Annotated in this window: 19 protein-coding genes; 13 read left to right on the plus strand and 6 right to left on the minus strand. The window is 71.9% G+C overall.

The window, feature by feature from the left end; all coding sequences use genetic code 11:
- Positions 1 to 2: 2 nt before the first annotated feature.
- Genes ABT008_RS18925 through ABT008_RS18965 form a run of 9 tightly spaced genes read left to right on the plus strand, consistent with a single transcriptional unit; the run spans position 3 to position 9031 of the window.
- Entirely contained in the window at positions 3 to 1373 is a 1371-nt protein-coding gene (locus tag ABT008_RS18925; protein WP_350697524.1) for a preATP grasp domain-containing protein, read from the plus strand.
- Positions 1370 to 2707 carry a type III PLP-dependent enzyme gene (locus ABT008_RS18930; protein WP_350697525.1) on the plus strand — a complete coding sequence of 446 codons (1338 nt, stop codon included), beginning with the start codon at positions 1370 to 1372 and terminating at the stop codon, positions 2705 to 2707. Before ABT008_RS18925 ends, ABT008_RS18930 begins: the two co-directional genes overlap by 4 nt.
- Positions 2704 to 2994 (plus strand): acyl carrier protein, encoded by a 291-nt coding sequence (locus ABT008_RS18935; RefSeq protein WP_350697526.1) that lies wholly within the window; start codon positions 2704 to 2706, stop codon positions 2992 to 2994. Before ABT008_RS18930 ends, ABT008_RS18935 begins: the two co-directional genes overlap by 4 nt.
- Before the next feature lie 2 nt (positions 2995 to 2996).
- Entirely contained in the window at positions 2997 to 3869 is an 873-nt protein-coding gene (locus ABT008_RS18940; protein ID WP_350697527.1) for a hypothetical protein, read from the plus strand.
- Positions 3863 to 4432: an acyl-CoA dehydrogenase family protein gene (locus ABT008_RS18945; RefSeq protein WP_350697528.1), complete on the plus strand. Its 570-nt coding sequence runs from the start codon at positions 3863 to 3865 to the stop codon at positions 4430 to 4432. Before ABT008_RS18940 ends, ABT008_RS18945 begins: the two co-directional genes overlap by 7 nt.
- A complete protein-coding gene (locus tag ABT008_RS18950; RefSeq protein ID WP_350697529.1) occupies positions 4410 to 5561 on the plus strand; it encodes an acyl-CoA dehydrogenase family protein in 1152 nt (383 codons plus the stop codon). Before ABT008_RS18945 ends, ABT008_RS18950 begins: the two co-directional genes overlap by 23 nt.
- On the plus strand, positions 5554 to 6912 hold the full coding sequence (locus tag ABT008_RS18955) for an MATE family efflux transporter (RefSeq protein WP_350697530.1): 1359 nt from the start codon (positions 5554 to 5556) through the stop codon (positions 6910 to 6912). Before ABT008_RS18950 ends, ABT008_RS18955 begins: the two co-directional genes overlap by 8 nt.
- Positions 6900 to 8255, plus strand: coding sequence for a condensation domain-containing protein (locus ABT008_RS18960; protein ID WP_350697531.1), 1356 nt, complete (start codon positions 6900 to 6902; stop codon positions 8253 to 8255). Before ABT008_RS18955 ends, ABT008_RS18960 begins: the two co-directional genes overlap by 13 nt.
- Entirely contained in the window at positions 8255 to 9031 is a 777-nt protein-coding gene (locus ABT008_RS18965; RefSeq protein ID WP_350697532.1) for a 4'-phosphopantetheinyl transferase family protein, read from the plus strand. Before ABT008_RS18960 ends, ABT008_RS18965 begins: the two co-directional genes overlap by 1 nt.
- On the opposite strand, the gene ABT008_RS18970 is transcribed toward ABT008_RS18965, so the two are convergent.
- Positions 8963 to 9616, minus strand: a complete 654-nt coding sequence (locus ABT008_RS18970; protein ID WP_350697533.1) for a helix-turn-helix transcriptional regulator — start codon at positions 9614 to 9616, stop codon at positions 8963 to 8965. The genes ABT008_RS18965 and ABT008_RS18970 overlap by 69 nt on opposite strands.
- Positions 9617 to 9858: 242 nt before the next feature.
- On the opposite strand from ABT008_RS18970, the gene ABT008_RS18975 reads away from it, so the two are divergent.
- Entirely contained in the window at positions 9859 to 10770 is a 912-nt protein-coding gene (locus tag ABT008_RS18975) for a UbiA family prenyltransferase (RefSeq protein ID WP_350697534.1), read from the plus strand.
- A 26-nt stretch (positions 10771 to 10796) separates the two neighbouring features.
- Here the strand turns inward: ABT008_RS18975 and ABT008_RS18980 are convergent, their stop codons facing one another.
- Positions 10797 to 11471 carry a response regulator gene (locus tag ABT008_RS18980; protein WP_350697535.1) on the minus strand — a complete coding sequence of 225 codons (675 nt, stop codon included), beginning with the start codon at positions 11469 to 11471 and terminating at the stop codon, positions 10797 to 10799.
- A complete protein-coding gene (locus ABT008_RS18985; protein ID WP_350697536.1) occupies positions 11468 to 12553 on the minus strand; it encodes a sensor histidine kinase in 1086 nt (361 codons plus the stop codon). The genes ABT008_RS18980 and ABT008_RS18985 overlap by 4 nt, the downstream gene beginning before the upstream one ends.
- 499 nt (positions 12554 to 13052) lie before the next feature.
- Here ABT008_RS18985 and ABT008_RS18990 point away from each other — a divergent pair, with 499 nt between their 5' ends.
- Positions 13053 to 13811, plus strand: coding sequence for a hypothetical protein (locus tag ABT008_RS18990; protein WP_350697537.1), 759 nt, complete (start codon positions 13053 to 13055; stop codon positions 13809 to 13811).
- 12 nt (positions 13812 to 13823) lie between these two features.
- Here ABT008_RS18990 and ABT008_RS18995 read toward each other — a convergent pair whose 3' ends face one another.
- A complete protein-coding gene (locus ABT008_RS18995; protein WP_350697672.1) occupies positions 13824 to 14318 on the minus strand; it encodes a TetR/AcrR family transcriptional regulator C-terminal domain-containing protein in 495 nt (164 codons plus the stop codon).
- 220 nt (positions 14319 to 14538) lie between these two features.
- Between ABT008_RS18995 and ABT008_RS19000 the strand changes: the two genes are divergently transcribed.
- On the plus strand, positions 14539 to 14991 hold the full coding sequence (locus ABT008_RS19000) for a DUF8243 domain-containing protein (RefSeq protein ID WP_350697538.1): 453 nt from the start codon (positions 14539 to 14541) through the stop codon (positions 14989 to 14991).
- Between the two features lie 101 nt (positions 14992 to 15092).
- Here ABT008_RS19000 and ABT008_RS19005 read toward each other — a convergent pair whose 3' ends face one another.
- Together ABT008_RS19005 and ABT008_RS19010 are read right to left on the minus strand one after the other, a co-directional pair.
- Entirely contained in the window at positions 15093 to 17474 is a 2382-nt protein-coding gene (locus ABT008_RS19005) for a glycoside hydrolase family 65 protein (protein ID WP_350697539.1), read from the minus strand.
- Positions 17475 to 17557: 83 nt separating this feature from the next.
- A complete protein-coding gene (locus tag ABT008_RS19010; RefSeq protein WP_350697673.1) occupies positions 17558 to 18259 on the minus strand; it encodes a prepilin peptidase in 702 nt (233 codons plus the stop codon).
- A gap of 706 nt (positions 18260 to 18965) precedes the next feature.
- On the opposite strand from ABT008_RS19010, the gene ABT008_RS19015 reads away from it, so the two are divergent.
- A complete protein-coding gene (locus tag ABT008_RS19015) occupies positions 18966 to 19538 on the plus strand; it encodes a hypothetical protein (RefSeq protein ID WP_350697540.1) in 573 nt (190 codons plus the stop codon).
- Positions 19539 to 19566: the final 28 nt, after the last annotated feature.

Raw genomic sequence — 19566 nt, forward strand, 5'->3', positions numbered from 1 at the left:
TGATGACCACACCGTTCATACCCCGGCTCAAGACCGCGGTGACCGGCGATCCGGACGCGCGTTTCGTCTTCCTCGGCAACTTCGAGGTGGAGGACGTGTGGGGCGAGGACGAGCCGGGCCTGCCCCGGATGGCGTTCGGCTCCGGCAGCGCGGTGGTGAACCGGATGGACGAGTTCGCGCTGCTGCTCGCCGGACCGGGTGACCGGGTGCTGCTCAAGGCCACCCCCGACCCCGACTACCTGGCCTTCCTCACCGGCCTGGGGGTCCAGCTCCCGGAGATCCACACCGTCTCGGCGCAGAACCCGCAGCACACCGTCAGCCAGGACGTACTCGCCGACTCCGACCTGCTCGGCCGGATGACCGAGTGGGCGGAGCAGGGCGCGTACCTGTCGGTGCACGGCGTCTCGGTGCTGGAGGAGGAGATCGCCGCCCGCACCGGCGTCCGGATCGCCGGCAGCTCCGCGCAGACCTGCAAGGCGGTCAACAGCAAGGTCTACAGCCGGCAGGTCGCCGACGAGGTGGGCCTGCGGCAGCCGGCCGGTCGGGGCTGCGTCACGATCGCCGAGTGGTCGGCGGCGGTGGCCTGGGCCAAGGAGGTCCTCGCCGCCGGCCGCCGGGTGGTGGTGAAGGACGCGTACGGCGTCTCCGGCAAGGGCATCGTCGTGGTCGACGACCCGCGGCGGCTGGACCAGATGGACCGGATGGTGAGCCGCAAGGCGCGCACCACCGGCTCCGACCGGGTCGCCCTGGTGGTGGAGGAGTTCGTGGCCAAGCGGGCCGACCTCAACTACCAGATGACCGTGGGGCGCGACGGCGACGTGCGGTTCGACTTCGTCAAGGAGGCGATCACCGAGTCCGGCGTGCACAAGGGACACCGCATCCCGGCCCGGCTGGACGCGCGCCAGGAGACGGAGATCCGGGAGGCGGCCCGGCTGCTCGGCGAGCGGCTGCACGCCGACGGATACGTCGGGGTGGTCGGCGTGGACGCGATGGTCGGCGACGACGAGCGCCTCTTCCCGGTCACCGAGATCAACGCCCGCAACAACATGTCCACCTACCAACTCCCGTTGCAGGAGCGCTTCGTCCCCGCCGGCTGGGTGGCGCTGGCCCGGCAGTACCCGCTGCGGTTGCCCGAGCCGCTGCCGTTCAAGCGGCTGCACGGGGCGATCGGCGACGTGCTGCTCACCCGGGCTGGCGAGGAGGGCGTCCTGGTGAACAACTTCGCCACGGTCAACGCGGCGGCCGGTGGCGAAGGCGGCTTCGACGGCCGGCTCTACGCGCTGGTCATCGCGCCGACCGAGGAGCGGGTGCGCCAGCTCGACGAACACGTGGCCGGCGTGGTCGCCGGCCTGACCGAAAGGACCGGATCATGACCGCCGAGCACGACGTGCAGGGCATCGGCATCACCGAGTTGGCCGAGCGATTCGGCACGCCGATGTTCGTCTACGACGGCGAGCAGTTGCGGCGGCAGTACCAGGGCCTGCGGGACCGGCTGCACCCCGCCGTGGACATGTTCTTCTCGCTGAAGGCCAACCCCAACCTGTCGGTCTGCGCGGTGCTGCACGGCTACGGCGCGTGCGCCGAGGTGTCGTCGCTGACCGAGCTGATCACCGCGCGGCGGGCCGGGGTGGCACCCCGGGACATCATCTTCCTCGGGCCCGGCAAGAGCCGCGACGAGCTGGCCGCCTGCCTGCGTGAGCAGGTGTACGCGGTGGTCGTCGAGTCCTTCGGCGAGCTGGAACTGCTCAACGAGGTGGCCGCCGAACACGACGTCGTCGCGCCGGTCGCGCTCCGGGTCAACCCGGAGTTCGCGGTCAAGGGCGGCGGCCTGACCATGGGCGGCAAGCCGCGTCAGTTCGGCATCGACGAGGCGCAGCTCTTCGCCGCGCCCGACCTGGGCGCCCTGTCGCACGTCCGGGTGATGGGCGTGCACGCCTATCTCGGCACCCGGATCCTCAGCGAGGAGGTCATCGCCGAGAACACCGCGCGGATCCTGGACCTCGCCGAGCGGCTGGCGCAGCGGCACGGCTTCCCGCTGGAGATGGTCGACATCGGCGGCGGGCTGGGCGTGGCGTACTTCGAGGGCGAGACCGACCTCGACCCGGCCCTGGTGGCCGAGCGGGTGAATCCGGTGGTCGAGGCGTTCCGCGACCGGCATCCGGACACCCGCGTGATCATGGAGCTGGGTCGGTACCTGACCGCGCCCGCCGGCGTGTACGTGGTGGGCGTCCGCTACGTCAAGGAGTCGATGGGCCAGCGCTTCGCCGTCGCCGACGGTGGCACCAACCACCACATGGCGGCCGTCGGGACCGGCTCCTTCGTCAAGCGCAACTACCCGATGGTCCTGCTCAACCGTCCGGCCGAGCCGGCCGTGGCGGAGTGGCAGGTCACCGGCCCGCTCTGCACGCCCAACGACACCATCGGCAAGAACGTGCCGCTGCCGACTGTCCGTCCCGGCGACCTCATCGGAGTGCTGCGCTCCGGGGCGTACGGGCCGACCGCCTCCCCCGTGCACTTCCTCAGCCACGGCTACCCGGCCGAGGTGCTGGTCCACGAGGGACACGCCTACCTGGTCCGGCACCGGGACGACCCGGAGGACCTGCTCAGCCGACAGCCGACGCACGACGAGCTGGCCGCACCGGCCCGGCTCGTGTCGACCGTCACCAGCAACGGACACCCCTCGAACGAAAGGATTCGCGTGTCATGACCGAGACGATTGTGCAGGGGCAGCCCCAGGCTCCGGTGGTGGACGAGGCCGTGGTGGCCAGCGTCCGGACCGCGCTCGCCGCCGTCCTCAAGCGGGACGTCGCCACCATCACCCCGGACACCCGGCTCTTCGACGACCTCGGGCTCGACTCGACCAGCGTGCTGGAACTGCTGCTCGAACTGGAGAACGAGCTCGGCGCCGAGTTCGACCCGGACGACCTGGAGCAGCGGCACTTCGAGACCGTCACCACCCTCTCCGAGTACGTCAACGAGCACGTGAGCCGCTGACCGTGTTCACCACAGTCGCACCACGGCTCGCCGCCGACCGGACCGGCCTCCTGCGGGAGTTGCCGGTCCGGCCGGCGGCGTCCGCCGCCCGCACCTTTCGCGGCAACGGGCCGATCGAGGACGACGGCCTGGACCGCTACCTCGCCGACATGGTGGGCGCCTACGGCCGCTCCTACGACCCGGAGTTCCTCGCCAAGGCCCAGGTCACCTCGTACACGACGATGGCGTCGACGGTGGTGGCCGAGCTGACTCCGGGCGTGGACGCGCTGCGCCGGATCGTCCTCGCGTTCGCCACACCGGACATCGACTCCCGGGCCTCGGCCGGGTGCTACCTGGTCGAGGCGGCACCCGGACGACCGACCGTGTTCTGCGTCAGCGACCAGGGCGCCACCGCGCCGTTCACCGCACTGCGGCTGGCCGCCGACCACCTGCGCGACGCCGCGGCCGACGCCCGTACCGCACTTGTCGTCCTCGACCAGCGCAACCTCCCGTGGGAGGTGGACGCGACCGAGCGGGTACCGGCCGAGGACGTCGCGGTGGCGTACGCCTTCCGGCCGACCGCCCCCGGCGAGGCCGGTGTGCTGCTCGCTCAGCGCACCGAGGTCGACCCGGCGGCGGCAGCGGCGCTGCTGGTCGACGTCCTGGACGAGATCTCGGCCCACGACGGCCGTCCGTTCGAGCTGGTGGCCGGGTACGACGTGCCGGTCACCGCCGAGGTCGCGCTGCGGGCCGAGCGGGTGCACCGGGTCTCACCGGGCGCGCTCTGCACCGGCATCTGGACCACCGCCCGGCGCCTGACCGGCCGGACCGTGCTGGTCGAGTACGACCCGGTGCTGCGCTACCTCAACATACTCGCCTGGGACCCGACGTGGTGACCGCACAGGCGGTCGTCGCGCTGGCCGACTGCCGGACGGTCGCCCGCCGGGACGGACTGGTGGCGGGCTGGGCGGCGCTGGTGACCGCGACCGACGCACCGGAGACGGTGCACGGGCCGCGCGGACACGGGCTGTGCCCGCCCGAGCGGCAGCACCTCTCCGGTGGGACGGACAACCGGCCCGCCGGGTGGGTGCTCGGCCTGACCTGGATGCGGCTCGGCGTCTCGCAGTGGCTGCTCGACCAGGCCCGGGAGTACCTGACCGGCCGGACCACCGGCGGTGTGCCGCTGATCCAGCAGCAACTGGTCCAGGGCAGTCTCGCCGAGATCGTCACCGAGCAGCAGGGCGTCGCCGCGGTCCTCGACGCGCTGGAGCACGACCCGGACCCGTCCCTCGCCGCGTACCTGCACCGGCAGCTCACCGACGCCGACCGCGCGTCGCTGCGGCTGCTCGGTGCCGGCGGCTTCCTCACCGACGGGCCGGGCGGGATCGCGCACCTGTCCGAACTGCTGGCCGACGCGTACCTCGACGGAGTTGACCATGGCGATCATCGAGCCGGATGACCGGCTGCGCGTGCTGCGCGAGCACGCCCGGGAGTGGGCCGCCGAGCTGCGGCCGTACGCCTTCGAGCTGGAACGCGACCCGGACACCGTCTATCGGCACCTGGACCTGCCCGCGGTGAACTACGTGGGCAAGACGATGATCCCCGCACACCTGCAACCGGACCCGATGCGGATCGGCAGGTACACGTACTACGGCAGCACCGCCGTGGAGCGGGTGGTCGCGGCCGAGGAGATCGCCTTCGGCGACGCCGGGATGTTCCTCGCCTCGCCGGGTGCCTCGCTCTCCGGCGTCCTGGTCGGGATGCTCGGCGACGAGGCCCAGCAGGAGTGGTACTTCGGGCGGGTACGGTCGCGTCCCACCTGGACGTTCTTCGCCCTGACCGAGCCGGCGCGCGGCTCGGACGCGATGTCGCTGAGCACCCGGCTGCGCAAGGCTCCGGACGGGTCGGCGACCCTGCACGGCGAGAAGCGGTATGTCGGCAACGCGACCCGCGCCGAGGTGGGCACGGTCTTCGCGCGTACCGGCTCGGGGCCGCTCGGGGTGGTCGCGGTGCTGGTGGAGACGTCGGCCCCCGGCTATCACGCGGAGGCACTGGACACCGTCGGTCTGCGGGGCGCGCAGATCAGCGCGATCCGCCTCGACGGCGTGCCGGTGGCACCCGGCCGGATCCTCGGTGCCCACCTGCCGGCCTCGGCGCGCGGCATGTGGAGCGCACTGCGGACGTTCAACCTGCTGCGCCCCGGGGTGGCCGCCATCGCGTTGGGGATCGCGCGGGCGGCCATCGAGTATGCTCGATCGCAGTCCGGACGGGGTCGGGACGAGCTGGACCGGCTGGGTCACCGCGTACACACCACACGCCAACTGATCCTGCGCGCCGCCCACGAGGTGGACCGGGACGCCCGCAACGGCTACTACGCCTCGGCCGCGAAGGCGCAGGCCGCCCAGCTCGCCGAGGAGGCCACCCAGCAGGCGTTGCGGATCCTCGGCCCGGGCTCCCGGTTCGCGCATCCCTGGCTGGACAAGCTGGCCCGCGACGCACGGGGGGTCGAGTTCATGGAGGGCACCCGCAACGTGCAGCGGCTCACCGTGTCTCACGCACTGACCAAGGGCAGGTTCGACGATGACTGAGTACCGCCGCCAGGTGCTGCGCCAGGCCTCGCCGATGGTTCTCGGCGACCTGGTGGGCGTGCTGGTCCCGCTCGTGGTGGTCGCCCTGATGAGCCGGATGGGCGACGACTCGCTCTACATCCGCTCGTTGTTCACCCCGATCATGTTCGTGATCATCGCCCTGCACGCCGGACTCGCCGTACCGAACCAGGTCGCGTCGGCGCTCAGCGGCGACGACGCCGAGAGCCGCATCCGGGCGCTGGCCGGGTTCGCCCGGATCGGCGCCGTGGCATCGGTCGTGGTGCTGCTGCTGCTCGGTCTGGCCGCCCCTGGGATGGCCCGGTTGTTCGGGGTCGACGCGGGGGCACAGAGCGACTTCGTGTGGTTCGTCCGGTGGGTCTGCCTGGCCGCGCTGCTCGGACTCGGGTCGGTGCTCTGCGGAGCCACCCTGCGGGGCGCGGGACGCCCCCGCGAGGGAGCGGCGGTGCTGCTCGCCGCCGCCGCCGTGGAGATCGTCGGCGTGGCCGCGCTCGGTCTGCCCGGCGGGCTGGGCCTGGGCCTGTGGTCGGTGCCGATCGCCATCGCCGCGTCCGGCGTGGTCGGCAGCGCACTCGGTGGCTACCTGCTGTGGCGTACCGGCGTGTGGCGGCCCGGCACGTCCCTGGCCTGGCGACCCGACCTGCTCGGCCTGCTGGCCGGCGTGGGCCTGCCGGTCTTCGCGTCGTACGTGGCCATCTTCGCCAGCAACTTCGCGCTGACCTGGGTGGTGAGCGCCTTCGGCGCGACCGTGGTGTCCGGCTTCGCGGTGGCGTACGTGGTGCAGAGCGTGGTGATCGTCGCCGGTGTGGCGATCGGCGCGGCCACCGCGATCGTCGCCAACCAGTACCGAGGCGCCGGGGAGAGCCACCGGATGCCCGGCGTGCTGCGCGCCGGCCTCCAGGTGACCGCCGCGTTCTACGTGGTCTGCGCCGTGGTGGTCTGGACCGGCCGGGACTGGCTGGCCCGGGTGACCGCGGCCGACCCGGCGGTGGCCGCCGAGGCGTCCCGCTACCTCGGCATCGTCGCGCCCACCTTCGTGCTGATGGGCCTGGTCCTCGCCGCGCTCACGGTGTTGGAGCAGGTCGGCGGCGGGCCGCTCGCGATCGCCCTGAACGTCGTCTACTTCGGCGGCATCGTGGCGGTCGGCGGTTACCTGGCCCGGTCCGCCGGTGGACCCGAGCCGCTGTACTGGACGATCGCGATCGCCAACCTGTTCGGCATCGCCGCCGTCTTCGCCACCGTCCTCTTCGTCCGACGGCGAGCGGGCACCGCACCCCCGGAGACCACCGAGCACGACCAGGAAGAGCAGGAGGCGGCGGCATGGCGCGAATGACCCGGCAGGCGGTACGCATCGACGGCGAGCGGGGCGTGCTCGCCCCCGCCACCCTGGGCCAGCGCAGCATCTGGGTGGACATCGACCGGCAGATGCCGGACACCTCCTTCTACAACTCGACGGTCTTCACCCCGGTGCCCGACGGGGTGGACCTGCCCGGCGTGCTCGCCGCGCTGGACGCCCTGGTCCGCCGACACGAGGCGCTGCGCACCCTCTTCCATCGGGACCCGGACGGCAACCTGATGCAGCAGGTGATGGCCGCCGGTGAGCTGCCGGTGGAGATCTGCGAGGCCACCGCCGAGGACCCCGACCCACGGGCGCTCGTCGACGACCTGGAGGCACGGGTCCGGGGGCACCGTTTCGACCACACGACCGAGTGGCCGATCCGGCCCGCCGTCGGCGTGCTGGACGGCGCACCCCGGGTCGTGATCACCTGCGTGTCGCACGCGGCCACCGACTACCTGGGTACCCGGGTGATCGGCGCCGAACTGGCCCGGCTGCTGGCCGGCGAGGAGCTGCCACCGCCCGCGATGCAGCCGGTCGAGTTGGCCGAGTTCGAGCGGAGCGAGCCGGGGCGGCGGGTCCAGGAACGCTCGTTGGCCTACTGGCGGGAGCAGTTGGTGACCGCCCCGTCGGCGATCTTCACCCCCCGCAAGCCGGAGGACCCCCGGTACGCCGTCGCCACGCTCAGCTCCAGCGCGGTCAAGCTGGCCCTGGACGCCCTCGCCACCCGGTACGCCACCGGCAGCTCGGTCGTGCTGCTCACCGCCACCGCGAAGGTCCTCGGTCGGCGTACCGGCCACGACCGGGTGCCGATGGTCCTGATCGCGGGAAACCGGCACCGGGCGGAGCTGCGGGGCTACGTCGGCAACCTGGTGCAGGACGTGCCGGCCACGATCGACGTGTCCGCCGAGGACTTCGCCGCGCTGGTCCGGAGCTGCTGGGGCACGGCCATGAAGGCGTACCGCAGCGGGATCAGTGACCGGCAGGAGATCAGCGCGCTGCGCGGCACGCTGGCCGCCACCGCCGACCCGTCCTGCTACTTCAACGACCTGCGACAGGCCGGGCCGGACACGGGCCGGATCGAGGAGGTGACCGCCGAGCGGCTGCGTACCGCCCAGGCGACCAGTCGGCTCACCTTCGGTCCCGGGTACGAGGTGGACGAGCTGACCTTCTTCCTCAAGGTGATCGAGGACGGGCCGGACCGGCTGGAGCTGACCGTACGGGCCGACACCACCCGGCTCGGCCGCAGCGACGCCGCCGAGATCCTGCGGGAGATCGAGGAGTTGCTGGTGACGGTGGCGGCGCAGGAACGGGTCCTGGCGGCCACCGGAGCACCGTGATGCGTCTCGACGGCGTCGTCCACGTCTGGCGGATACCGCTGGGCCGTCCACTCGCCGGTGATCCGGATCCGGCCCGTCTGCTGGACCCGCACGAGCGTCGCCGGGCCGACCGGCTCGGCGACGCTCGCCACCGCCGCCGCTACGTCCACGCGCACGCCACCAGCCGACTGATCCTCGGCGGCTACCTCGGCGTACCGCCGGAGGAGGTGGTCTGGCAGCGGGGTCGGCACGGGAAGCCGGCGCTGCTCGGGCGGCCGGAGACGAAGGTCAACCTGACCCACTCGGCCGACCTGGCCCTGCTGGCGGTCACCACCGGGCGGGAGGTGGGGGTCGACGTGGAGCGCCTGGCCCGGCCGGACCCGGACGGTACGCCGTCACCGTCGGGCCGGCTGGCGACGCGGTTCTATCCGCCGGGCGAGGCGTCCCGGGTCGGCCGCGCTCACGGTCCGGCCCGGGACTGGTGGTACCTGCGCTACTGGACCCGCAAGGAAGCCTGCGTGAAGGCCAGCGGTGGGCGGCTGGTGCAGGGACTCCGGGTACGGGTCGCCGGATCGCAGTCGCACGGTCGCGGCCTGCGCTGCCGGGGCGGGACCGGCCTGCCCGGCCCGTGGATGGTGCGGGATCTCACGCTCGGCGACGGGCACCTGGCCTCGGTCGCGTTGACCGGGACCGCCGACTACCGGGTGGTGGTGCGGACCTGGCCGGGGCTACGCCGGTTCGGCCTGGATGAGCCGTTCCCGCAGGGCGATCGCCACGGCGAGCGTGCGGTTCGGTGAGTCCAGTTTGGTCATGATGCTGCCGACCAGCCGCTTGGCGCCGTGTTCCGAGACACCGAGTCGACGGCCGATCTGCCGGTTGCTCAGCCCCTCGGCGAGCAGCGCCAACGTCTCCCGCTCCCGGGCGGTGAGCACCGGCGCCCGGCTGCGCTCCCGCCTCGTCCGGCCGGTGGCCAGCTTGAGCAGGTGCCGGCTCAGTTCCGCCGGCACCACCAACTGGCCGTCGGCCACCTGCGCCAGCGTGCGGTGCAGCGACTCCGGGGTCAGGTCCGTGGCAAGGAGGTAGCCGTCCGGCGTCAGCCATCGCACGATGTCGACCTGGTCCGGCTCGTCGAGCAGGACAAGGAGCTTGTGCTGCCGCCCGTCGTCGTGCCCTCGCAGCGCGTCGGCACGGCTGAGGGCCCGGGGCGAGGCGATGACCACGTCCGCCCCGTCCGGTCCGGCCCGTAACCGCACCATCGGCACCTGCTGCACGACGGCCGCCACCCCGCGCCGGGTCACCTCGTTGTCGACCACCACGGCGATCGTCAGGTCGTCGGTCGGCAGTGTCGGCCGGTACCCGGCGGACATCACCGGCCAGATCATCTTCTGTACCATTTCCCCCGTCTCGCTTCCGCTCGTTGAAATAGCGTCGCAGGGCCACCATAAACATCCGGCAATGGCCGCAGTAGTGGTAGCTACGGAGGTGGTGGTTCCACCGCGCGAAGGTGGCAGACGGTCTACGACCAAAGTAGTAGAAGCATCTGCCGTTGTTGACGGAGCCGAATTGCCACCCGACTGACCGAGAATAGACGCATCAATGCCGTGTCGCTATTCGAGGGGCGCCGATGTCTATTCAGTCGATTGCGGATCCGCTGTCGAGCGGTTCGCTGTCCCGCGTCGTCGGCCTCTCATTCTCGGAGAGCCGTCCGGTGGTGCAGGCCGTCTTCCAGCTCCGCTTCCTGACCGGCGCGCTGCTGGCCGCACCACCATTTCATCCCACCGCGGTACGGGACCTGACAGTGGGCGCGCTGGCCTGGCTCTGCGCCACCTGGCAGGTGTATCTGCTCAACGGTCTCTGCGACCGCACCGAGGACCGGCACAACGGCTCGGCCCGGCCGCTCGCCACCGGGGCGCTGTCCGCCGCCTCCGCCGGTGGGGCGGCGGCCGCCCTCAGCCTGCTCGCGATGACCCTCGGCCTGCTGGTCTCCCCCGGCTTCGCCGTCCTGGTGGCGGCCATGCTGGCGCTCGGCTGGCTCTACTCGGCCGCACCCCGACCGCAGAAGGCCAACCTGCCCGGCTTCGTCGGCGTGGTGGTGGCCGGCGGCCTGGTCACCTATCTGGCGGGCTGGCACGCGGCCGGCGGCGGCGTACCGGACCCACGGGCGGCGGCGGTGGCCGTGGCGTTGTCGTTCTGGATGGGCCTGGTGGGCATGACCAAGGATCTGCCGGACGTGGCCGGCGACCGGCTGGCCGGCCGGCACACCCTGCCGATCGTGCTGCCCGAACGCGTCGCGCGTGGGCTGCTCGCCACCGGTGCGCTGCTCGTCGCGGCGGGACTGGCCACGGTCGCCGTCGCCGAGCCGACCCTGGTGCCGGCGGCCGGACTGCTGCTGGCCGGCGCGGTGGTGCTGAGCGTCTGCGTACTGACCCGGATCAGCCACGGCGACCGCAGCCGCCGACGCCGCCCCTACCGGGCCTTCATGGTCACCCAGTACGCGGTGCACCTGACGGTGATCGCCCAGTGCCTCGCGAGCTGAGCGACCGCCCCTCCGGTCTCTCCGGGTCAGCGGGAGAGCCGTTGCCCGTCGGAGATGATCCGGCGGGCGACCGCCTTGCGGATCGCGTCCACCCGGGACACGGCGTTCAGCTTGGCGTACGCGTTGGTCAGGTGCCGTTTCACGGTGGCCTCGGTGATGTGCAGCCGGGAGGCGATCTGCTGGTTGCTCAGCGCGCTCGCGGCGAGCACCAGGACCTCCCGCTCCCGCTGGGTCAGCGCCGTACCCGGCCCGCCCGAGCCGGGCGGTCGGCGGTCCAGTTGCTCGACCGTGCCACGCGAGACCGCCAACAGGACGTTCGCCGACGGGCGACGCACCGACCGGACCGCCGCCAGCAACTCGTCCCGCAGGATCGTCTTCAACATGTACGCGCTGGCGCCCGCCTCCAGCACCTCACGGACCAGTTCGGCGTCGTCGTGCATGGTGAGCACGATGATCTGCACCTCCCGGCGCTGGTGCAACACCTGCCGGATGGTCTCCGTGACCCCCGCCCCGGGCATCTCCACGTCCAGCAGCAGCACGTCCGGCTGGTGGGCGACGACCAGCTCGACCGCCTCCGGGCCGCTGCCACCCTCACCGACGATCCGGATGGTCGGGTCCGTGCCGAGCACCTCCTTGAGGCCCTCGCGGAACAGGTTGTGGTCGTCCACCACCACCACGCGGATGGTGCCCGACGTGCTCATCCTTCCGAGCCGTAGAGCGGCACCTCGACCGCGACAACGGTGCCGCTGCCGGGTGCGGAGGTGATGGTGAACCGGCCGTTGAGCAGGTCGGCGCGCTCGGCCATGGACCGGAGCCCGAAACCGGCGGTCTGCGCGTCGATCAGGTCGAAGCCACGACCGTCGTCGATCACCTCGGCGTTGATGGCGTCCTCCGTGGCGACGATCGTGATACGCAGCTCGGTCGCCTCGCCGTGCCGTACCGCGTTGCGGGCGGCCTCGCGCAGGATGAGGTACAGCTCCTCACCGACCTCGCGGGGCATGACCTTGACGTCGCCGGTGACGGTCAGTCCGGTGCGGATGGTGGCCGGCACGCTGGCCGAGAGGTAACCCCGCAGGGCCGGCTCGATGCCGTCCGCGCCGAACGAGCGGCGCAGTTCGGCGGTCAGCTCCTGGACGGTCTGCAACGCCTCCCGCATCTCGTGCATCGCGGCGCCGACCTTGGCGTCGGCCCGGGGCCGGTCGTGCGTGCCGTAGTGGCGGGACAGGTCGAGGTTCTGCAGGGAGAGGCCGATCGAGTGACCGAGCCGGTCGTGCAGGTCGCGGGCGATCCGACGACGCTCCTCGCGGCGTGACGCCTGCAACTTCTCGATCAGGTAGTTCACGTACGCCAGTGAGGAGAGCGACACCCGCCGGGAGATGGCGTCGTGCAGGGCGAGGGCGATGGCCGCGACCCGGGCCGGATCGGTGATGACGTACCGCCGCAGGATGATCGGCAGCGCGACCTCGAAGAGCAGCGCGGCGGCCCGTAACGATTCGATCGGATGGATGTTGCGCAGCGCCCGGTCCACGCCGATCTCGGTGGGCAGCAGCGCGTGATCGACCACCTCGTCGATATCGTCGACACCGGCGGACGGATCGACCGCCGACGCCGGCAGGTCGAATTGCTCCGCCACGTCGGTGACGATCGCGTGGACGTTGCGCCGCAGCTGACCGAGCACCGGCGCATTACGGGTCAGCGCGATCGAGGCGGACTCCAGACGCCTGTGGTGCTCCCGAAAGATCTCTTCGGCCAGTCCGTCGTGCGTACCTGTCTGATAACCCACGTGCTTCCCTGTATTCGATTCCACTGATTAGGCCCACAGATATTCCTACTACGTGTCCCCGCGTGTGGATCCGATTACCGGCTTGTTTCATGGGAGCGCTCCCGAAGCGCTCACTCTAACAGGAGACATGGATCACAGCAAGCAAGGTGCGCGTTTACCGTCGCCGCCCGGGCGCACTGAACGACGGTCCCACCACGGCAGATCGCCGCCGACCGCAGGCAGGGCCGTCGATTTTCGAGCGCCGGCCGTAGCGGCGATAAGACCGTTTTAGGCCGACCGGTCGGCAGATATTCGGAAACCGATGTGTGCGACCCGAGAAGTGATCGATCAAATCGTGGATCACCCCACGTCGAACGGCGAGCAACAAGTGACCGAAAGGGGGAGCCAGGTGCCCGACGATGCCGACGTCGGACCGCCTTTCGTCCGCTGTGGACATCGACTGCCGCCGCGCGGCGCGCCGAGCCGACGGACTGTCGGAGGCGTAGGCCATGCTGCGGCAATGAACTCGTCGCCGCAGTGGCTCAGCCGCTACCGCAAGGGCCAACGGGAGCAGGTCTGGCACGAGCTGCACCAGTGGGGCAGCGGCATCCGGCTCCGCCCCGAGCTGGCCGAGGAGGCGCAGTCGGTCTGCGACGAGATGGCGCGCCGGGCCCGGCAGAACGTCGAGGTCGTGGTGGCGCGGCTGACCGCCGCCGGCTACCGGTTCCACGAGAACGACGACGAGCGGACACCGGTGCCGCGCCCGTACGTCCCGCCGACCACGCAGGCCGACGCGTACGCCGACTGGCTCCGGGACCGGTTCGGCGCGGTGCCGATGACGGTGTGCTCCTGGGTCCGGCTGGTGGGTGACGTGTGGCTGGTCGGCACGCACCCGGAGTGGGCCGACTCGGCATCGGCCGACCCGTTGGTGATCGAGCTGGAGGGATCCCGCCACCCCGACGGGCCGCCCCTGCGCGAGTACCACGACGAGGAGTGGACCGACTGGCAGGAGGCGCAGGCGACCGACGAGGAACCCGGGGTGTTCGTGCTGCCGGTCGCGCCGGACCGGCTGCACAAGGAGAACACCAGCGGCGGCGGGCCGTACGGCTTCGTGCTGCCTGACGGGTGCGTGGACGGGCTCTTCATCGGCGAGACGACCACTTCGTTCGTCGCCTACCTGAACCAGGTCTTCGGCAGCGGCGGCTTTCCCTGGCCGACCGGCTCGGAGGGCGAGTGGCAGATCAAGCGCGGCCTGGCCGAGGACCTGCTCCCACTCTGACCGCTCCCCGCGTCACCCCCGGGCGCGCTCAAGGCCGTCGAAGAGCAGGTCGAGGGTGAACTCGAACTCGATCTGGCTGTCGCACCAGCCGAGCGTGGGATCGTCCGCGTCGTGCGCCTCGGCGGCCACCATCGCCGTCAGGTGGGGCAGCTTCTCGGCCATCGCGGCCAGCTCCGCCTCGGCGACCTCGACGTCGGTCGCCCCACCGGCCGCCGCCGGCCGGAACACCTCCTGGGCGAAGCCGAGCGCGAGACTGCCGAACGCGTGCAGGGCGCGGTGGGCGACCCGGTAGGAGAAACCGCCGTCGCGCAACGTGGCGATGATCTGGTCGTAGTAGGTGTAGACCCCGGGAGGCACGGTCGGGCGGGAGCCGAGCAGGCCGGGCGCCCACGGATGGCGCAGCATCACCGCGCGGGCGGCGAGGAAGCGCTGTCGCAGACGCGTACGCCAGTCGTCGCCGGCCGCCGTCGCGTCGGCGACCTCCGCCGCGGCCTCGATCTCGGCGATGACCCGGCCTGAGTGCCGCTGTCACCACGGCCCCCTGAGTGCCGCTGTCACGACGGCCCCTTGAGTGCGGCCGTCACCGCGACGCCCCGGGTGGGGCGCGGCGGCCCGGCCGGTGACGCGCCCTTGCGCGGGCCGGTCGGGCCGCCGTGTCGTTGATCCGGTTGTGCCCGCCGCCCGCCGGCCACCACGGTGGGGGCGCCGACCACCGGAAGGGACGCCGATGACCAGTGAACGCGAGACCGTGGAGGTCGATCCCACGCTGTTCCAGGCCGTCTACGACTCACCCGCGTCGCTGCCCGGCCGGCACCGCTGGACCACCCCGGAGGCCGACGTCCGGCGGATCGAGAAGCTGCTCGGCATGCCGCCGCGCACCATCGGCGCACCGCTCTGGGTCAGCGGTGACCAGCCGGACTGTCCCAAGTGCGGTCGCCGGATCACCTGGTACGACATCGTCGCCTCGGCGCTGAAGGGCGTCCACGACCCCGCGATGATCGCCACCGTGATCCTCGGCGACCGTCGGTACGTCAACACCGGGCTGCCCGCCGCCATCCCCGGTGTCCGCTGCACCGACTGCCGCTCGCCGATCGACGGGCTACGCAGCTTCAAGTGCCACAACTGGGCGTACGCCTTCGACGACCTGGCCGCCGTACAGCAGCGGATGGCGGGCAGCTAGAAGTTAGGAAGGGACCCTTCCTATACACGAGGCGTTAGTAGGGGACCCTTCCTTACACCGCACCCCCTGCACAGCAACCCCCTGCACTGCGCGGCGCCGGCTCAGGCGGCGGCGCGGCGGGTGGGGCGGCGGCCGGGGGGTGCGGTCGGCTCGTCGCCGAAGTCCGGCACCGGCGGCATCGGGCGGTGCGTCGGGGTGCCGGCGACCACCCGCACCTGCTCGCCGTGGTGCCACAGGTCGACGGTGGTGTCGGCGGGGGCGTCGGGCAGCTCGTAGCGGGCCCCGTCGGCGGTGAGGGTGACCAGCAGCCGGTGCCCGTGCCAGCACAGGCTGAACGCCAGCCGGTCGATCCGGTCCGGCAGCCGGGGATCGAACGAGAGCAGCTCCCGGTCGTCGCGCATGCCACCGAAGCCCTGCACCAGCGCCAGCCACGAGCCGCCCAGCGAGGCCAGGTGCAGCCCGTCGCCCGTCTTGTCGCCGATGTCCAACAGGTCCTGCAACACCGACTCGGCGAACAGGTCGTACGCCAGGTCGAGGTGACCCAGTTCGGCGGCGAGCACCGCCTGCGGCGCGGCGGACAGCGACGAGTCCCGGACCGTACGCGCCTCGTAGTAGGCGAAGTTGGCCGCCTTCTCCTCGGCGGTGAACTCCCCCGGACAGCGCAGCATGGCCAGCACCAGGTCGGCCTGCTTGACCACCTGACGGCGGTACAGCTCCAGATAGGGGAAGTGCAGCAGCAGCGGATAGTCGTCGTCCCCGGTGTCGGCGAAGTTCCACTCCGGTTGGCTGGTGAAGCCGGCCGCCTGCTGGTGCACCCCGCGCTTGGCGTCGTACGGCAGCACCATCGCCTCGGCCGCCGCCCGCCAACCGGCCACCTCGGCCGGGTCCACGCCCAACCGACCGCCCGCCTCCGGGTGCCGCTCGACGGCGTCGGCCGCACCGCGCAGGTTCCGCCGGGCCATCAGGTTGGTGAACGCGTTGTCGTCGACGAGTGCGGCGTACTCGTCCGGGCCGGTGACGCCGAAGATGTGGAAGCCGCCGTCGTCGGTGAAGTGCCCGAAACCGTGCCACAGCCGGGCGCTCTCCACCAGCAGTTCCAGCCCGGCGCCGGCCCGGAACTCCTCGTCGCCGGTGGCAGCGGCGTAGCGCAGCACCGCGTCGGCGATGTCGGCGTTGACGTGCAGCCCAGCGGTGCCGGCGGGCCAGTAGCCGGAGCACTCCTCGCCACCGATGGTCCGCCACGGGAAGGTCGCGCCGGTCAACCGCAGCTCGGCCGCGCGTTCCCGCGCCTGGGGCAGGTGCGCGTACCGCCAGCGCAGGGCGGAACGGGCCACTCCGGGAGCGACGTACGTCAGCACCGGCAGCACGTACTGCTCGGTGTCCCAGAGCACGTGCCCGTCGTACCCGTTACCGGTCAGTCCTTTGGCCGGGATGCTCAACGCGCCGTCCGACCGGCCCGCCTGAATCAGGTGGAACATGGCGAACCGGATCGCCAGTTGCAGTTCCTCGTCACCGTCGAGCAGCACGTCGGCGGTCTGCCAGGCGGTGTCGAGGGCGGCCCGCTGGTCGGCGAGCAGGGTGTCGAAACCCGCCTCGCGGGCGGCGTACGCCTCGGCGGTCACCTGGTCGGCGAGTGCGTCGGTGTCGGTGCCGTCGACCGGCGTCCACTCGTACGCCACGTACTTGGTGAGGCGTACCCGCTCGCCGGGCGCGACCGTCCCGGTGAGGGTGAGTCGGATCCGGTCCTCGGTGGCGTCGGTGCTGGTGGCGATCTCGTCGGGGGTCGACAGCCGGTGCGCCACCGCGACGGCGATCCGCTGGTCACTGTGCTCGGTGCGGTGCACCAGGACGCCATCGGTGCCGTCGGCGTGGTGCCGCTCGGCGATCAGCGGATCGTGGATGGTCGAGGCGGCCCGGGGGTCGTCGGCGCGCTCCGGGACCCGCTCGTTGGCCAGCAGGTCCGCGCAGATCCGCAGCTCCACCGCGTCGTCCAGGGGTTCCACCGTCCAGTCCAGGGCGGCCACCCGGCGACGCGGCAGCGACACCAGCCGGGTGCTGCGGATCCGCACCCCGTGCCCGGCGGGCGAGATCCACTCGGTAACCCGTTCCACCACCCCGGCCCGCAGGTCGAGCACCTGCTCGTGGGTGCGCAGCGTTCCGGTGCGGATGTCCAGCGGCTCCCCGCCGACCCAGAGCCGGACGAGGGTGGCGTTCGGCGCGCTGATCAGCGTGTCGCTGAGCTGCGGGAAGGCGTACCCGTCCTCGGGGTAGTCGAGCTTCCGCCGCTCGTGGAACCCGTTGAGGTAGCTGCCCGGCATCTCGCAGGGGTCGCCTTCGTCGAGGGTTCCGCGCCAGCCCACCCAACCGTTGCTCAGCGCGAAGATCGATTCGGTCTCGCCGAGTCGGTCCAGGTCGTCCTGGGTACGGACGATCCGCCACCGGTCGTCCGGTGCCGGTGACGGCTGGTCGGGGGTGCTCTGCACAGCGCCTCCTGGGGGTGCGACGACGAGCCCTGCGGACCGTCATTTCCCCGCCGGCCCACGCACCACACCAGGAGCCGACCCGCTCACCACACCAGCAGCAGCGCCCCCAGGGTGCCGAGCACCAGGTACGGCCCGAACGGCAGGTGGCTCGACCAGCGGGCCCGGCCGGTGACCAGCAGGATCAGCGCCACCAGACCGGAGAGGACCAGCGCGAGCAGCAGTCCCGTCACGAGCAGGCTCCAGCCGTACCAGCCGAGCAACGCGCCCGCGCTGAGCGCGAGCTTGGCGTCCCCGATGCCGAACCCGCGCGCACCGAGCAGCAGCGTGGTGACCGCGAAGAAGAGGGCCAGCCCGAGCCCGGCGGCGGTGGCGCGCCACCAGGGCGTGACCCCGGCGCCGGTCAGCGCGGCGACGCCGAGCAGCAGCCAGGTGCCGGCGGCGGCCGGCCAGGTGAGCCGGTCCGGCAGCCGGTGCACCGCGAGGTCGACGAAGACCAGGGGAATCGCGAAGGCCAGCCACCACGCGGCAGCGGCGAGCTCGGCGACCGGCGGGCGGGTCAGCAGCAGCCCAGCGAGGACGGCCACGGCGACCAGCTCGACGCTGCCCGGTGGCGCGCCGACCCGCGCGCCGCATCCGTCGCAGCGGGCGGTCGGCCCGAGCGCAGGCCACGGCCGGGCGAGGCTGATCGGAGCGCCGCAGGCGTCGCAGCCGGAGCGGTTGCCGACCTCGGCGGGTACGGCGAACCGCGCGATCGCGTACCGCATCAGCGGGGTGATCGCCAGCATGGCCAGGGCGCGCCGACCCGGCCGGCGGGTGGCGGGGGCGTCCGGCGGCGGTGGGTGCTCGGCCGGTACCCGCTCGCGCAGCGGCGGGCTCGGGTCGCGCCGGCTCATGCGGCAGACTCCGCAGTCGACCCCACCACGGACCGTAGTGTGTCCGCTCGGTGCGGGTGGTGGAACGAACGTCGGGCCGGGGCTCCTCCGGCACTCGCGCAGTGTCGGCCGAAACGCGCCGGAGAGACTGATGCAATTCCCATGGAATGCAATTGGCGCGAAATCAAGCCCGATATGACCGGGGACAGATCGGACCACATGCCATTTCCCGTCACATGACGAACGGCTGATTGACCGCTCCACGAACGACGGTTCGGCACGACCGACCGTACGCGTCCGCCCGACGCTCCGGGCGTCGCGACCGACGCCCGCAACCTACCGGTAACCACCCGACACCACCACCATTCATGACTCAGCGTGTTCGGTTGAATTGCCTCTGTTGCATCGGCCGGCATCAGCTTATGCTCGCCCCTTGGACGTGGCGCAACCATGTCCACGGGGGCATCACCAGCCAGGCGCTGCATTTCTAGAGATCTAAACAGGTAAATGCGGCTGCGATTCGGGCAGGACCGGGGAAAGCCCCTCCGGTCGCACTACCGCACGCCTGGGAAACGCCGGCGACGGCGGTCGCCGGATCAGCACCGAGGAGGGCACGAAGGTGCGAGCACGGCAGCTCAGCCGCTGGACGGCCGGTCTGGTCGCGGTGGCGGCGGTCGGCACGACCACCGCCTGCGGCGGCGCTCAGGAAACGACCACCACGACAGCGCCCGAGCGACGCGGGACACCGACCGACACACAGCGGGTCGCCGAGGAGAAGGCCGCCGAGAAGGCGGCGCTGGCGGCGTACGCCGGTTATCTCACCGCCTCCCGCACGGCGAGCCGCCGCAGCGACCCGCAATACCCGGAGTTGACCCGCTTCCTCGGTGACCCACTGCTGACCCGGGTCCGGTTGAGTCTGGTCAAGGCTCGCGACAACGGTGCCGTCAGCGCCGGCACGATCCGCTCCGACCCCGCTGTGACCTCGGTCAACCTGGACGCCTCACCGCCCACGGTGGAGATCCAGGACTGCCTCGACGCGACCGGCTACCGGCTGGTCTACCGCTCCGACGAGAAGAAGACCGTGCCCGGCACCCGGGGCTCCCGACACCTGGCCACCGCCACCGCGATGCGCTACCCCGACGGTCGCTGGCTGATCAGCACCGGCGCCGCCCACCGGGACCAGCCGTGCTGACCGCGCGCACGACGCGAGCCATCCGGCG

The sequence above is a fragment of the Micromonospora sp. NPDC002389 genome (assembly GCF_040296095.1).
Lineage (GTDB): Bacteria > Actinomycetota > Actinomycetes > Mycobacteriales > Micromonosporaceae > Micromonospora.

What these genes read in the sequence shown, in the direction of transcription:
- ABT008_RS18925 (WP_350697524.1), top strand. Translation starts at nt 3, where the DNA reads ATGACCACACCGTTCATACCCCGGCTCAAGACCGCGGTGACCGGCGAT.
- ABT008_RS18930 (WP_350697525.1), top strand. Translation starts at nt 1,370, where the DNA reads ATGACCGCCGAGCACGACGTGCAGGGCATCGGCATCACCGAGTTGGCC.
- ABT008_RS18935 (WP_350697526.1), top strand. Translation starts at nt 2,704, where the DNA reads ATGACCGAGACGATTGTGCAGGGGCAGCCCCAGGCTCCGGTGGTGGAC.
- ABT008_RS18950 (WP_350697529.1), top strand. Translation starts at nt 4,410, where the DNA reads ATGGCGATCATCGAGCCGGATGACCGGCTGCGCGTGCTGCGCGAGCAC.
- ABT008_RS18955 (WP_350697530.1), top strand. Translation starts at nt 5,554, where the DNA reads ATGACTGAGTACCGCCGCCAGGTGCTGCGCCAGGCCTCGCCGATGGTT.
- ABT008_RS18960 (WP_350697531.1), top strand. Translation starts at nt 6,900, where the DNA reads ATGGCGCGAATGACCCGGCAGGCGGTACGCATCGACGGCGAGCGGGGC.
- ABT008_RS18965 (WP_350697532.1), top strand. Translation starts at nt 8,255, where the DNA reads ATGCGTCTCGACGGCGTCGTCCACGTCTGGCGGATACCGCTGGGCCGT.
- ABT008_RS18970 (WP_350697533.1), bottom strand. Translation starts at nt 9,616, where the DNA reads ATGATCTGGCCGGTGATGTCCGCCGGGTACCGGCCGACACTGCCGACC.
- ABT008_RS18975 (WP_350697534.1), top strand. Translation starts at nt 9,859, where the DNA reads ATGTCTATTCAGTCGATTGCGGATCCGCTGTCGAGCGGTTCGCTGTCC.
- ABT008_RS18980 (WP_350697535.1), bottom strand. Translation starts at nt 11,471, where the DNA reads ATGAGCACGTCGGGCACCATCCGCGTGGTGGTGGTGGACGACCACAAC.
- ABT008_RS18990 (WP_350697537.1), top strand. Translation starts at nt 13,053, where the DNA reads ATGAACTCGTCGCCGCAGTGGCTCAGCCGCTACCGCAAGGGCCAACGG.
- ABT008_RS19000 (WP_350697538.1), top strand. Translation starts at nt 14,539, where the DNA reads ATGACCAGTGAACGCGAGACCGTGGAGGTCGATCCCACGCTGTTCCAG.
- ABT008_RS19010 (WP_350697673.1), bottom strand. Translation starts at nt 18,259, where the DNA reads ATGCTGGCGATCACCCCGCTGATGCGGTACGCGATCGCGCGGTTCGCC.